The sequence below is a fragment of the Virgibacillus subterraneus genome (genome assembly GCF_900110695.1).
Lineage (GTDB): Bacteria > Bacillota > Bacilli > Bacillales > Amphibacillaceae > Lentibacillus > Lentibacillus subterraneus.
Window position 1 is genome coordinate 379,847 of record NZ_FOEH01000004.1, and the last position, 15,046, is coordinate 394,892.

General features: G+C 36.3%; 14 protein-coding genes and 1 pseudogene. 3 read left to right on the plus strand and 12 right to left on the minus strand.

The features are described 5' to 3' along the window. Positions 1-19: 19 nt before the first annotated feature. From BMY13_RS13700 to BMY13_RS13710, 3 genes are read right to left on the minus strand one after another with little or no spacing between them, the layout of a single operon-like run. A complete protein-coding gene (locus BMY13_RS13700; protein WP_092505227.1) occupies positions 20-1,090 on the minus strand; it encodes a Ger(x)C family spore germination protein in 1,071 nt (356 codons plus the stop codon). Continuing rightward, positions 1,080-2,168: a GerAB/ArcD/ProY family transporter gene (locus BMY13_RS13705; protein ID WP_092505229.1), complete on the minus strand. Its 1,089-nt coding sequence runs from the start codon at positions 2,166-2,168 to the stop codon at positions 1,080-1,082. Before BMY13_RS13705 ends, BMY13_RS13700 begins: the two co-directional genes overlap by 11 nt. Positions 2,169-2,179: 11 nt before the next feature. Next, on the minus strand, positions 2,180-3,643 hold the full coding sequence (locus tag BMY13_RS13710) for a spore germination protein (protein ID WP_092505231.1): 1,464 nt from the start codon (positions 3,641-3,643) through the stop codon (positions 2,180-2,182). A gap of 213 nt (positions 3,644-3,856) precedes the next feature. Between BMY13_RS13710 and BMY13_RS13715 the strand changes: the two genes are divergently transcribed. Beyond that, positions 3,857-4,141 carry a hypothetical protein gene (locus BMY13_RS13715; RefSeq protein WP_092493187.1) on the plus strand — a complete coding sequence of 95 codons (285 nt, stop codon included), beginning with the start codon at positions 3,857-3,859 and terminating at the stop codon, positions 4,139-4,141. Between the two features lie 52 nt (positions 4,142-4,193). Here the strand turns inward: BMY13_RS13715 and dacB are convergent, their stop codons facing one another. Together dacB and BMY13_RS13725 are read right to left on the minus strand one after the other, a co-directional pair. Then, on the minus strand, positions 4,194-5,669 hold the full coding sequence (gene dacB / locus BMY13_RS13720; protein WP_092505233.1) for a D-alanyl-D-alanine carboxypeptidase/D-alanyl-D-alanine endopeptidase: 1,476 nt from the start codon (positions 5,667-5,669) through the stop codon (positions 4,194-4,196). Positions 5,670-5,969: 300 nt separating this feature from the next. Beyond that, a complete protein-coding gene (locus tag BMY13_RS13725; RefSeq protein WP_092505235.1) occupies positions 5,970-7,181 on the minus strand; it encodes a S8 family peptidase in 1,212 nt (403 codons plus the stop codon). A gap of 520 nt (positions 7,182-7,701) precedes the next feature. On the opposite strand from BMY13_RS13725, the gene BMY13_RS13730 reads away from it, so the two are divergent. After that, a complete protein-coding gene (locus tag BMY13_RS13730) occupies positions 7,702-8,406 on the plus strand; it encodes a DUF421 domain-containing protein (protein ID WP_092493191.1) in 705 nt (234 codons plus the stop codon). A gap of 80 nt (positions 8,407-8,486) precedes the next feature. On the opposite strand, the gene BMY13_RS13735 is transcribed toward BMY13_RS13730, so the two are convergent. From BMY13_RS13735 to BMY13_RS13760, 7 genes and pseudogenes are all read right to left on the minus strand, one after another. After that, positions 8,487-10,079, minus strand: coding sequence for a YndJ family protein (locus tag BMY13_RS13735; RefSeq protein WP_175476807.1), 1,593 nt, complete (start codon positions 10,077-10,079; stop codon positions 8,487-8,489). Further along, positions 10,066-10,680 carry a DUF4166 domain-containing protein gene (locus BMY13_RS13740; RefSeq protein ID WP_245736107.1) on the minus strand — a complete coding sequence of 205 codons (615 nt, stop codon included), beginning with the start codon at positions 10,678-10,680 and terminating at the stop codon, positions 10,066-10,068. The genes BMY13_RS13735 and BMY13_RS13740 overlap by 14 nt, the downstream gene beginning before the upstream one ends. Positions 10,681-10,690: 10 nt before the next feature. Continuing rightward, on the minus strand, positions 10,691-11,596 hold the full coding sequence (locus tag BMY13_RS13745; protein ID WP_092505239.1) for a DoxX-like family protein: 906 nt from the start codon (positions 11,594-11,596) through the stop codon (positions 10,691-10,693). Between the two features lie 120 nt (positions 11,597-11,716). After that, positions 11,717-11,875, minus strand: a complete 159-nt coding sequence (locus BMY13_RS19535; protein ID WP_175476808.1) for a hypothetical protein — start codon at positions 11,873-11,875, stop codon at positions 11,717-11,719. A 28-nt stretch (positions 11,876-11,903) separates the two neighbouring features. After that, a complete protein-coding gene (locus BMY13_RS13750) occupies positions 11,904-12,464 on the minus strand; it encodes a flavin reductase family protein (protein WP_092505241.1) in 561 nt (186 codons plus the stop codon). A gap of 941 nt (positions 12,465-13,405) precedes the next feature. Continuing rightward, positions 13,406-13,576, minus strand: a pseudogene (locus BMY13_RS13755) (DUF4025 domain-containing protein); the annotation flags it as partial. 26 nt (positions 13,577-13,602) lie between these two features. Next, positions 13,603-14,115, minus strand: coding sequence for a DUF3231 family protein (locus tag BMY13_RS13760; protein ID WP_092493196.1), 513 nt, complete (start codon positions 14,113-14,115; stop codon positions 13,603-13,605). Positions 14,116-14,499: 384 nt separating this feature from the next. On the opposite strand from BMY13_RS13760, the gene BMY13_RS13765 reads away from it, so the two are divergent. Next, on the plus strand, positions 14,500-15,045 hold the full coding sequence (locus BMY13_RS13765; RefSeq protein ID WP_342729136.1) for a hypothetical protein: 546 nt from the start codon (positions 14,500-14,502) through the stop codon (positions 15,043-15,045). The last annotated feature ends 1 nt before the right edge of the window (position 15,046 follow it).

Here is a 15,046-nt window from a genome sequence, read left to right on the forward strand (position 1 = left end):
CAATAATGTATGTGCGTTATTACTTTCTTGTACCAGACTCCGTAACTTTAAATTTTATTTTCAAATCAATAGGAAGTGTCTGATATTCTGCTTTAAACTGTTTTTTATCGTATGTTCGAATGCTGCTTCTTACATGTTCTTCAATTCCAAGTGGGTCAATATTTAACTCCTGAAATTGTTTTATTAGTTCATTTGCTTTCTTTTTAAAATCTTTTTCTAAATCTTTTTCAAAAGAGGGAATACGTTTGGTTAAGTTCCCCTTTGTGTATTCCCTTACAACCCCCGATAATTTAACATCTATCGTAACTTTTATACTGCCTTTTTCATCTCTAACATGGAAATCCCTCGTTGAATCAACATTTTGAATTGATGCCTTGTAATTCTCAGTGACTAAATTATACAGTCCGTCATTAAAATTTTGATAAAGCATTTTAAAGATATTTGCATCCTCAATTGGTATACTGTCAACAAGTGTATCATCATTAAAGAAAGCGATAGATTCTATGCTGGGAAATCCTTTTTCCTTACTTAACATCGGTAAAAATGGATCCCTGGTCTTACTTTCTAGCCCGGAGGAGAACATTTTTAAATTCGTTTCGGGTAGGTTTCCATGTTGAACATTGTGTTCGAATAAATCGGATAAATAAAACCCCGCTCCCTTACTACTATCAATAGAGTTCAATAGTTCATATGCCGATTCCTCCACTATTCCTAAGTATAAACGTGAACCTATGGTAGGGTCTCTCAAAAGATAATCAAGTGTTTCTCTAAGTCCGTTCTCTGCCAACTCCTTGTTAAAAAAGGCGATTTCCAATTTCCCATTATAAAGCTGTTCAGAAGCTTGTGCATTCAGTTTCAATCTGTTTTCATAAACCATAGAGGATGTATCCGTATACACCGAATCCATTAATTGGTTTTTCTGTAAAAACATTGGTGATATGACTGTCCCTTGAATGGTCTCTTTATCTACATAATCATATCCTGCAACCGTGGCCATCCGAATTTGATCAATAATCTTCTTGGGCATATCAAAATTCGCAAATATACTGACTGCTATAAATGTAAAGAAAATAATATATTTAAGAGGCATTTCTCTTCACCTTTCTGCGAATTAAGTTAATCAAAAATAATATTGGAATGTAACCAAATAAAAGTATGCCTCCTATTTTACCTGTCATGTTATTGATAAAGGATATAAATTCCCTTCCCCCGGTAATAATGCAGGCAATATAAACGATAACAAGTAGAAATACTGCTATTTTTTTATGGGAAATACCAAATAAATTGTGTAGCGATCTAGTACTTGCCCACAAATATAATGCAACATTGGGCAGGATGCTAAAAAACAGTGTTGCAATACCAACGTATTCAAAACGAGCAAGAAAAGGCATCTCAATAATTTTCCATAGACCTAATGTAGCCCATAAAATATATTGCAGTTCACTTTGATTGTAATATATGTACGAAACCAGGCAAATAAATACATATAAGAAAGTCGTATATATATTTCCGATATGAGCAAACTTTTGTGATTTTCTGGACTCACGTATAAAAGGATAAAAAACGAGTAAAGTGCTAACCCCCATGAAACTGAAAATGGCCAATGATGAAGACTGCAGTATTTCAGTAAAGGAGTGATCAAGAATTGGTAATATATTTGTTAGATTAGAATACTTTAATGGATAGAATAAGGTGAAAATCAAAAAGAAAGGATAGAGAACACCAAAAAAACATACACCAACGATAATTCTAAACTCCCCTGATATAATATAATAAATCAGTGGTATAAGCAGTAATAACAACGCCCACACTTTCACATATGGGAACATCCAAACCTGAATAATTTCAATATATGTTCGCAATACAACTACCGAAGTCAATATTAAATACATAGAAAATATAAAAGAAAGAATACCCCCAAGCCATTTACCATATGTGAACTTGTGAATGGAAACGATTTCTGCACCATCATTATTTTGCAGAATTCTATACATAATCCAAATGATAATATTAAATCCAAGCCCAGCCACAATCACCGATATCCAAGCATCATGACCAGCATACTTATTGATAACACTTTGAAAACCAAGGACCCCAACACCTAATTGTGCAGCAGATATCAAAAAGAACACCATAAGTGCCGGCACTTGATTTTTTACCTTAACCATCGCATACCCCTCTACTTATCATAGTCTTGTTTTGTAGATCGTAAAACTTTTTCAGGTCTTACTGCAAAAGGACGCTTATTTTGTTTATCAAAAGGTAAGCGGATAAAAGCATCTTTTAGATCGGTCAATCGAAATGGAAATATTGGTTCTAAAAACGGTCTTCCTAACGATGTTAGCTTTAGCAAATGAACCATAATATATGCAATACAAATACCCACTCCAAGAATCCCGTAAATATGTGCAAAAACCAGTAACGGAAATCGGATAAGGCGAATCGTGTTACCCATTTGATAGACAGGAGTTGTGAAAGAACCCAATGCTGCCAATGCAACAATGATCAGCAAAACATTACTTGTCAGACCCGCTTCCACTGACGCTGTTCCAATTACAATTCCTCCAACGATACCAATTGTCTGCCCAATTTTACTAGGCAACCTTGCCCCAGCCTCACGTAATAATTCAATTGTCAACTCGAGAATGATAGCCTCCAATATTGGAGGAAATGGGACTTGGGTTCTTGAACTAACTAACGTTCCCAGCAATGTTTTAGGTATTAATTCAAAATGATGGGTAAGAACCGCAACATATAAAGGCGTAATTAAAATAGAGAAAAATACCGCAAATAATCGAATTAGACGAAAAGCCGATGCAAGCGTCCAATTTAGAAAATAATCCTCAAAAGCTGAGAAGAACTCTACCAGCGTTGTTGGGCCGATTAAGACATGTGGTGAACCATCTACAAAGATAGCCACTTTCCCTTCCGTCAATACCGCCGCAATTCTGTCTGGTCTTTCTGTATCAAGTAATTGAGGGAATGGCGAATTCTGGTTATCAGTAATCGCCTGTTGGATATAAGAACTATCTATAACCTGGTCCATCTGAACATCTTTAATCCGCTGAATAACAGTTCTAACATTTTCTTTGTCAGCTATACCTTCGATAGATACAACTGCAACCTTCGTTTTTGTTACTGTACCAACCTTCATCTTTTCTATGTTTAATTCAGGAACAGCAATCCGTTTTCGAACTAGATTTAAATTTGTATCAATATTTTCAACAAAAGCCTCTTTTGGTCCCACAACACTGAATTCTACTTCTGGGATATCAACTTGACGTGTTTTGATAAGTGGAATAGGTACTAGTAAATACTGTGGATTCACATTCTCCATATAAATGAATACATAGCCTTGAATAAGCTTTTCATGTAGTTTATTAGGGTCATCTATTAATTGTGACTTAGTAATAGGAATATCATTAATAACTTCATTTAAATCAATATAGTCATTTTGCTGTATTTGTGGAAGTATGTACTTTTCTAACTTTTCTGTGTCAATTGCCGACTTTAAATACCCAAGACAAATAGAACTGTCATTGTGTTCAAATTGATAATCAATAAAATCATCTTTTTTTACCAATTCAGCTAATGTATTTTCGAAGTCTCGTTGCTTCTTCCTTTTAGATGCTTTCTTTTTCATAGGAACATCCTCTTCAAACAGTGCTACAAGGTAGTATGAAAAATAAAGTGGTTTCTTATGCATTTGTTTTAGTTAACATTTATGTAAGTAATTTATAAACAGAATTAGCTTTCACACAAAATTTTTGAAAAAAATACATAATCTATTGAAACTTGCTAAACAATACTTACGGAGCACAAAAAAGCTCAATAAAATTAATGGAGGTTTTAATTTATGGCACAACAAAATCCACAGCAGCAACAATTACAACAAGCAGTACAACAGGCTCAACAAGCACAACAGGCGGTACAGCAAGCTTCTGCTAGTGCTGATCCACAACAACTTCAACAAGCTCAGCAACAACTACAGCAAGCTGAGCAAGGTCTTCAAAATGCTCAATCCCAAGCTGGTGCTGCTGGTCAGCAAGATCCACAAGCTCAGCAAGCACAACAGCAGTTGCAGCAGGCTCGTCAGCAAGCAAATCAGGCACAGCAAGCACAGCAAAACAAACCTCAATAATGTCAGAAATAATAAGGGAGCCTCCAATATAAAACGGAGACTCCCTTCATCATTATTGGTTTGCTATAATTTCCACAATTTTATCCTCAATTTCCGGACCATCCTCCTCATCCAACAAGTTATTAAGCATAATTGAAAAAATAAGACTTTCTCCGCTTTCGCTCTCCACCATCCCTGATAACGTACTGACACCATATATTGTTCCGGTTTTCGCCTGGATATTTTTATCCTCCATCCGGCTTCGCAATGTTCCTACAGTCATCCTGTCACCCTTACCAGCAATAGGCAATGAATGAAGATATGAATCGAACCAACTTTGATTCTGGACTGTATAAAGTAACTTTGAAATCTCATTTGGAGGAATTAAAGTAGCATGTGATATCCCAGAACCATCACGAATCATGAGGGTATCAATATTAATTCCCATTTTTGCCAATTCCGTTTCAACCACTTCCAGCCCTTTCTCCCAACTTCCTTCACCGTGTACAACCTTCCCCATTTCTTTGACCAATATTTCCGCAATCGTATTATTACTTAACTTCATAAACGGTACAAGCATCTCAGAAAGTGGCATTGATTCATAGGAATAAAGAACCTCTGCGTTATCCGGAGCCGACCCAGTTTTTACTTTACCCTCCCAGGTTATCCCCTGTTTCTGAAGTGATAGCTGAAACAATTCCATCGCATACCCAGTTGGTTCCCATACAGTCATCCACTCTTTAATAGTAGTAGATTCAGCTGGAATCGTCCCCTCAATTGTTATGGTATTCTCGCCATGTACACGCTTAAGCGTCAAGTCCTCTTCCACGCTTGGTTCACTGGTTAAAGCCGTATTCTTCACTTCTATATAGTTAGTCTCAGGTGAAACAGTTATTTCTGGTTTTTCCCCTTTACTACCGGGACTCACCTCAACAATAACTGTACCTGCGTCGTAGTCTTTATCTGGTGAAGCAGTTAAAGCAGAAATTTGTGCACCATAATACCAATGCTCATCACTCCAAATCAGATCTGGGGACAGTCGAACATCATCATACCACGTATCATCTCCTACAATATCCCCCTTTATCACATTGATACCACTTTCTCTTATTTTTTTCGCGAAATTATCAAAGTCAGCAGGCAATAATGTTGGGTCACCTTTTCCCTTTAAAAAAAGATCCCCAGACAATGTACCACCATTAATCGATCCACTCTTAACCAACTCAGTTGAAAAGGTATGATTCTCACCCAACACGGAGAGTGCCGATGCAGCTGTCAAAAGTTTCATGTTTGATGCGGGTCGCAAACGGACATCACCCATATGATCATAAATTTTCTCCCCATTTTTTGCTGAACGGATACTTATTCCAGTAAGTGCTCCTTTCAAATTCGGTTCACTTTTTATAAAGCTCTCTATCTGTTCTGCCATCGTATTATCCTCCTCTGTTGTATTTGCTGGTTCATTTTTTTTATCTGTTGCAGCAGACCCTATGATGAAGACTAATAAGAATAGGAAAAGCATACCAAAGCTATAATTTTTCACCGTCATTCCTATCACCTCATTTCTGCCCTAATAATGATTTCTGTTTTTATGTAAAAGAATCCTTTATTCTGCCCCTTATATTTAAAGAAATTTACGATAACTGACCCGGGAATAGCCTATTCCCAATGATGTACTTGACTCTGAAATTATATACACATTACATTATTTTTAGAAAACACGGCTTATCACCAAGCTTTATGGTGAAAGCTTTTATTGGGCTTATACAGTATAAAGGATTTATAATTTCTTAACTGCCAAAAAAAAGCACCGCATAATTGAGCGATGCTTCCACTTCCTTCTATTCTACTAATAATTAACTGCGTCGTAAGAATTAATTAATCCGTCTTCAAAATAATAGCCAGCACCATTGATGTTATCAGCTGTATTCTCAATAGCAGCACGGATCTGGTCATTATCTCTTCCCTGACCTGCCAATAAACCAGCAAGTCCAGCTACATGTGGTGAAGCCATCGAAGTACCTGACATATAAACATAATCATCACGCAAATAAGTTGATGCGATATCGACACCAGGTGCCATCACATCCACCCATTCACCATAATTTGAAAAATTAGCAATTTGATTATTACTATCTACAGCCCCAACAGCAATAACATTTTCATAGGAAGCAGGCTCGAAAGTAGTCGAAACACCATCATTTCCAGCAGCAGCTACAATCAGTGCACCATTATTCCATGCGTAATTAACTGCATTTTCCAATGTTTGCGTATCGCAATCACAGCCGAGTGATAGATTGATAACTTCCGCCCCATAATCAGCAGCATAGATAATTCCATCCGCAATATCTGCCAATGATCCACTTCCTCTAGCATCTAATACTCTAACAGCAAGAATCGACGTATTTGGTGCCATACCAGCAATTCCAATTCCATTATTAGTTTCTGCTGCTGCTGTACCAGCTACATGTGTACCATGGCCGTTTCTATCCATTGGTTTATAATCATTTTGAACAAAATCATACCCTAAAATTGTTTTGCTATTTAAATCTTCGTGACGATAATCTACACCAGTATCTAAAATAGCAACTTCCTGCCCACTATTTCCCCTGATAACATCCCATGAATCGTTAGTATACGTATTAAATATTCCGTATTGGTAACTAGGATTTGCGTATGTGTCATTTGGATCCCAGGTAGCACTCATTTTGTAATTTGGTTCTGCGTATTCGACATTGGGATTTTTGTTAAGTGCTTTGACCACAGCCTCAACATTTCTGACTTCCAGGACTTTAAATGGTGATTTAACGGCATCTTCATCAGGTTTCACTTCCGCCTTCATCCCTTTTAATGACCTTTTCTGCTCCTTTTCTGTTACACCAGTCTTAAACTTGACGATCACCTCTCCTTTTACATGTGAACCAATTTCATCTGATTGCTCCATGGATGACACTTTTTCTAAATTACTTTTATTACTCTGATAAGACAATTCCGCATTTCCTAATGTTGGAAATGCCAGCAGCATCGCAATAAACAACCCACTAAAAAACTTTATTCTCATTACTATTCCTCCTTTTTTAGATTTATATATATATTCTGAAAAAAGGAGATGAAACCCTTTATAAAAGGTTTGGGAAATAAGGGTCAAAAATTGTCGAATAACGGAAACTTTTGACCTACACTTTCCTGTATTTAGGAATGTACTATTCTATAAAAACTAAAAACTTCTTCGGAATAACGGTTTGAGAATAACATTTTTCCTAAGAATAATTAGATATTTTAATAGAAAAAGGTAGTTAGAAATAAATATTGTAAGTGACATTATAATTTCAGTTAATATTACCTAGTGCAGACTTCAATAAAAATTCGTTAATTAAATACATAAGTATATTTGCGCAAGTGAGAACTCCAATTTAAAACTTACTTGGCTTTTATTACCAAGCCTAAATGTTGAAAACCTTAGTTACACTTATGCGGTAAGGAAGGATTAATACTTTCATAAACTGCTAAAGAATTATAAATAATTTTGATTAAAACAGCCATCCTAATTATGTTAGTAATGTGTTAAAGGTGTGAGCGTAATGGATTTTTTCAGTGGCCAAGAATCACTTACCGCAGTACAATGGGCGTTAAGAGCTATAGTTGGATTTATATTTTTAATTGTCATAGCAAAAATCATGGGTCAGCGATCGATTTCACAATTGAGATTTCTCGATTTTGTCGTTGCATTACTAATAGGAAACATTATTGCTCATCCTCTATCAGACGAAGGACTAGGACTTAAGGGATCAATGATAACAATGAGTGTTGTAGTAGCGTTATATATATCTGGAGTGTTTTTGAGTTTAAAATGGCCTCCTATACGAAAGATATTCAATACTCCCCCAATACCTCTGATTGAATACGGAAAAATTAAGTATAAAAACCTGAAGAAGGCACGGATATCAGTAGACGTACTTTTATCCGAACTGCGAAAGGAAAAAACAGAGGATATTCAAAAAGTAGCACTCGCATTGTGGGAACATGGTGGATTTATATCTATATTTCTATATCCTCAATACCAGCCACTTACACATTCGAATCTGACGCCACCTCTAAAACCATTCCATTTTCCTCATACTCTTGTTAAAGAGCGTAAAGTCGATTATGAAGTACTGAAAAAGTCTGGAAAAGATGAGGAATGGCTGATTAAGGAACTGACAACAATTCATAACGTAACATTAAACAACGTACTTTTAGCAACTATTGATGAGAGTAAAAACCTAAAAGTGTTTCTGTATAACTGATCAAATTGTTAACACATATTAATCATATTATTAGAAGACTGGGTATACACCATCCTTAACGTCGAGTGCCTTAATTGCACTTATTGGTGCTTTACCAGATCCTGATGATAAATATCATAATTAATTTTTAAAAAAGGCAATGAAAAAATCCACATATTGTGCTGTGCTCGTAGAATTCCTGTCTCTACCTCCTTAACATAGAATTGTTCTTCAATAGGTAAACGAAATAAATACTTGCCAAAGGTTAAATATATTCCTGAATTATTATCCTTATTTGTACTTGAAAGTTGAAGTGCCTCCTCATATTGAGTAAGTTCAAGTACACCAACCATTGAAGCGTACGGTAAAGGTAAGGCTATATTCATATAAGACCGCCCTAGTTCCTCATGTGAAGAATACAATGCTACAAAAGTGGTCTCCTTATTTATTTTTCGAACCCATGCCCTTACTTCATTTCGTCCATCAGCATCATCTTTAACCGAAAATATATTCCCACTCATTTCGACCTTTTTACTGGAGAATGGTAAGTTAACCTGCCTAACATATCTGCTAATCAAACGATATACCGCTGCAAAGGGCTTAAACCATGCTCGCCATTTCACTTCAGCAATTAACCGGTATCGATTTGTGTTTTCATAAAAATCTATGATATCTGGTGATAATGTATCCGTATTTATATCACCTTCATACACGCTCATGTCATCTACTAATCCCTTATAGGTCTTATGATCTGTTCTGTCAGCTAAAATTGCTTCACCAATGACCCCCTTCCCTCTTATTCGACTGACCGGAAAGCTCAACCTTTGCATCCTGGTAAAAGGAAGCTGGGCATACCAGCCTATAATCCCTGCTGCTGCAAACAATATGGAGTTAGTTACCCCATGAAATAAAAGCATAAAATTAATTGTTACGGTATACAGTCCAGTAACATTACCAAATGCGTATACTAATGAAAAGATAATCGCCACACCTAACGCAGCATAAGACGCTCGATTCAGCCAGTTAATAGACGCTTTAAAAGATATGTAGACTAAACCATAAATACCAATAATATAAATAATTACCGATAGCAGTTCTAAAGAAGTGGAAAAAGTAATACCTAACGCTACAATAATTGGTGAAACAATAACAATTATGCCTGCTAACCTATACAATGCTGATTTGTATAACCTGCCAAGCAGTCCAGTAAAGACAGGCAACAAAAACGCTGAATAGTGAAAATGAATACCTGTCAGCCATGTCATCATTGGGGAGAACCCAGTATCTATGTTGGCTTCATAAGCAACAAACCAGCCCCCGCCGATTGCTATATAAATAAGGCCGATATCAATTAGAAATTCCTCCAAATGAATAAAACCTCTATGTAAAAATCGACTGAATCCATAACCAGCAATGAACAATGTAAAAAGAAAATAAATTACCGCAAATATCGTATCCCACGCAGTATCATTTGTAATTTGCAAAAAAATAACAGCAGCAAATGCTGGTATTGCTAGATAAGGAAGATATCTTGGAATATACCCATTATCACTTTCCATTACCAGATGAAGTGTTAGCGGAAGGTAAATTAATTGAGCTACCGTCAACATCATAAAATACCATGGATGTGGACCAATTATAGCAATAACGAGTACTATTAATATGTTACATAATCCAATGTTACGAAATGTCATCGGCAGTAAACTCTCCTTCATACGAAAACAATGTACCAATCAACGGATTTCTAACTATTACATGTATCGAGTATGCATCTTTCTCCTCCACATACTTCTCCGTAACTGTCGCCAAACCCTGAAACAACGTTGGCAATGGTATTTCCAGCCGACCGAGTACCAAGCGCTGCCGCTTCGATGTGATTTTCAGGGCTCTCTCTGCGGTTACATCAAGCGATAAGTCTGAATAAAATAGGTGCGGTTCACCGAGATAGTCCTTTATAATATTCCGTTCGGAGTCTAAACTCATCAGCGCATTAAAATACCTTTTCTTCGTTCCAAAATAAAATGTCCGCTCCCAGCGGATCTGCTCCTCACCGTTCCTGCCAGTTTCTGGAGTATTTACAATCTTAAAGGGGATATTCTCCCCATGTTCCGGAAACAGTAACTTAAACTTCACACCTGTCCAAAATAAGGGAAACAGCCATTTCGGTCCACCTTTTATACTTTCCATCATTCCTGTTCCTGTAAAGGACATTCCCCTTTGGATCTCATATCTTTTTTGCAGCATGGGGTGAAGCCGATAAAAATCTTTCCCCATAACACGTTTATAAATGGACATCTTAATCTCCCTATCTTTTCCGCTTACAATTTTTTGCAGTAGGAACATTTTTACTGGACATAAACCCCACTACAGACAAAATGAATAATGCTAAGTTAAATGTTAACGGATTAAACGGATCCACAGCACTGCTTGGCTGTGCGATAATTGCTCCCACTGTTAACAGGGGATAAATAATAATCTGTAACCGAAACAATTGTCTTTTTTTCGAATAAACCAGCCAGACTAACCCGAATACTACTTCGATAATTCCAGCGATTAGAACAATCCAGGATGCTTGAATATACGAAATAGGTACAGCACTTTGGACCATACCTATCTCAGCTGGATGCAATCCAATTATTTTTGGAACAAGCCCATGATACAGCCAGATGAATGAAAATAGGAGCGTAATAATCCAATTACTAAAAAACCTCACATACTGCGATGATGGTGAATCCCCTTGCTCCAGCCATCGTTTCAATACATCAAAACTAAGCGCAGTCCCCCACCCTATAAGTGGTCGAAACATAAATTGATCAATCAATTTACCAATCCTGCCAAGACCGGGTTTATAATTATATTGTGTTAAAAATGTAATGGAGGAATCTGATTGAGGGATATACTTCCAATACCCTCTTCCTTCATGAATAATGGAGCTTACCTGGTCCGTTCCAAAATGTAAAGAAGATGTTCTCGACCCATCTTTCGCATGAAAACTGCCAGCACTTTTTCCCCATCCTTCAACTGATAGACCAGGACCAATAATTGTCTTATATGTAAATTCCTGTGGCTTGTTTTCCTTTTTAGGGAGATAGGTAATTGAGGAAAAACGAAGATCCCACTGTTCATGGAGATCAGGAGTTTGTGTTGCATTCCATAACTTATCCATTTCTGATTCAATGGGTAATTCAACATATATTGGTTTTCTTTTCACAGTGTTCACCTCAACTTGCACATGTTAATAGTAGTTTCAGTTTAACATATAGCTGTTTAGAAAAGCTTAAACCCTTACGAGAGACTTAAGCTTAACCTAATAAACTATTGAATTCTAATCTTAATTGGACTTTCTGCTTGCTACCCAAAAAGCTAGTATAACTAATGGAATTACCAGGAATATTGGAATGTTAATATGACTTTGTGTAAGCATTGCTAGAAAGAACAGTACTACAATCCCAATAATTATGTACAAACACCCGCGCCCGAATGTTTCCATTTAATCTCCCCCCTTCCAATTCGAAATTCTAATTATCTATTGTATATGTATTAACAGTACTCTTATGATCTAGCCTCGCATACTGCGAACGCCCTAAGTAAAGCGGAATTTCAAGTTTACTGAAATCCGGGAGTCCATTCTCCAAAAATAAATCATCGTCACGATAACATTGGGTAATATCGCCGACAAACCAATCATGATCACCGTACGTATTAATATCAACTGTCTTACACTCATAGGCAACATATGCATCATGAAGAATTGGTGCATTGATAGTCATTCCGCTATCATATGATATTTTCGCATAGTCAAATTTGTCTACATTCTCCCCAGTAAATACCCCTGTTTCTTGAATGAACGCAGCTTTTTCATATGGAACGAAATTAATTGCAAATTCTCCAGCATCATTAATCAGATCAAATGTATAACGTTCTCTCCCAATTGCCACCCCATACATCGGTGGGTCAAAGGAAATATAGGAATGCCATCCAGCAGCCATTATATTACTTTTTCCATTATGGGTTACCGTAACTAGTGCGACCATACCAGGATAGCTGTGCATGACCGTCTTTGGTGTAGCTCTCCTCATTGTGACCACCCTTTCTATGTATCTATTTTAGTTAAAAACACTTTCTTGAGCTTTACTCCAGCTTTTATAAAAGCTTTCATTCCTCTTCCCATATCATAATCGAGATTACAATTAAAAGAGAGAACATCGCTAGAATATATTAATAGCCAGTATGTAAAACATACAATATGCTTGTAATAATAATGCTAGAAACTTTTCCAGTCACCCCCGCATCATTCGAAGTTAAGTAATAATCTTTATTTATATTAACACCATAGGAGTGAAGCAACAAGACAATAAGCAGTTAGTTCTTTATTTTAATTAACAGGTTGTTTCTATTACAAAAAAGAGAAAAGCTGCGACATAGATTCAATTAATATCATTTAGTGAGGCTCACCAGCCGCCCGCGGAAAGCGTAGTGTATTTCCGTAGCGGTATCATAGCACTCAAGTATATTACCACATTGTGTCGCAGTTCATATCAACTGCTAAAATTATAGAGCAATAAAAATTACTTGAAGAACTTTTTAAAAGACAATTTTACTATTTCCATGCCACCTAAACCAGATGAGAATCGATAGTAATAATAAGAAAGGTTCATTACTACTATCGTTTGCCGAGCATAAAAGGTGGCATACTAAATGGAATTTATTTCAGAATAATGGATGTGAAACAATAAAAAGTCACTTTTCAATTAAATGAAAAGTGACTACAATCCTCTTACTGTTGTACTGGCTAATATATATCAGCTATCGTTTGGATTACCTTTTGTGGTGCAGCCACTAATGAGTAGAAACCCTTTTAGGTCATGTATTGCCATATTTCATAAGCGCGACGATTACTGTTTAGGAACGCATTGTCTAGAAACGTGTGTAAATTTAGATTTGAACATTCTATTTAGATCATGTAACTTATGTGATGCTAATTGCATAGAAATATTCTCCTTTACTATTAATAAAATCTCTATTCACGTTTTTGGTCAAGTGTTCCTTCAAAATAATCATCTGAAGCTTGTTCATGTGTTTCGGCCAAGCCTTTTTCAATTTGCGTGTTGCCTTTGTAATCAGATGGCTCATAATTCTTTTCAGCTACCCGACGGCTTTCTTCTGGATTTACTTTATTCTGTTTCTTTGACACTTTAGCACCTCCATTGCCTCTATTTATTGCTGACTAGGTATATCAGTATGAAGCGGCGGTGTCATTAACCAGCCTTTTTCTTTATTTAGACGAAGTGCCTTTGCACTCGCTTGACTTTTGTTCATGTGGTACTGCCCAAATAGCATTGCAACATCTTCACGAGTACATTGGCCCATAATTGTACTGCAGGATACTAGGCCAGCAGCAAGGCTTGCTGATACCATTGCGCTTATTTCCTGATCATTAAACTTTGCACCTGAAGGAATGTCTTCCAGGTCAGCTAAAGAGCGTTCTGGAGGTGAAGGAGGAATCGGGATGCCATTCGTTTTCAAAATTTCCTCTATATCTTCAGATTCTTTTTTTATACCTTGAATTAATTCTTCTAGCAATTGTCTTAAATCCTTGTCACCCGTGTGATTAATATAAGTTTGAAAAGCAGCGTAATTCCCTTTTGCTACTACCAAATATGACCACATGCTAAATACCTCTCCATAGTGAAGTGGCTGTTTCTTTGGATTACCTGACAAAATACCCATAATAATACACTCCTTTGATTTTATTTACAAAGATAGTTTTACTCAAGACGTTATTTCTATTCAACTAAAACAATAAATATAAACCTGACAAGTTGTTAACAATAACGTTTAATGTGGTGGAAATGAGGGGATATTTTGCAAAATTACCAAAACACAAATAGGGCCAGACGATATAAAGCATATGTAAGCCAATTAGGTACCACTCAAATCCATTTAAGGAACCCATATGTGATTGCTTGGTGGTCAGCGGCTTTCCCCGGATTAGGACATCTTCTACTTTCCAAATATTTAAGGGGGTTTCTCTTATTTATATGGGAAATTGTTATTAACGTTAATTCGAAGCTAAATCTATCTATGGTATATACCTTTGGAGGACAATTTGATATGGCAAAAGAGGTTCTGGAACCCAGATGGATACTTTTATATATACCTGTCTATATTTACGGGATATGGGATAGTTACCGGACATCGATTGATTTAAATAAAGTTTATTTACTTGCTGAGCATGAAAATGCAAACTTTATAAATTTTAAAATCACCTCCATGGAGATTAACTATTTGGATAAACGAAAACCCTGGGTGGCTGTGATGTGGTCTTTTTTCATGCCAGGAACTGGTCAGGTTTACATCCACCGAATTGTTGTAGCTTTTTTCCTTGTAACCTGGACGATTATCATTGTTTATTTTTCACGTGTTCTTGAAAGTGTAGATCTTTTAGTTTCAGGAGATATTAATTATGCTAAGGAGATACTGAATCCTCAGTGGTTAATGTTTTTACCCTCTGTTTATTTTTTCTCTATCTATGATGCCTACGTAAATACTGTAGAAAATAATAAATTATTTGATAGTGAACAGAGAACTTACCTAAAAAAGAAATACCAGAATAAGCATTTTAATTTACCCTTAAACCTTATAAAAAGGAGCAAGTGAA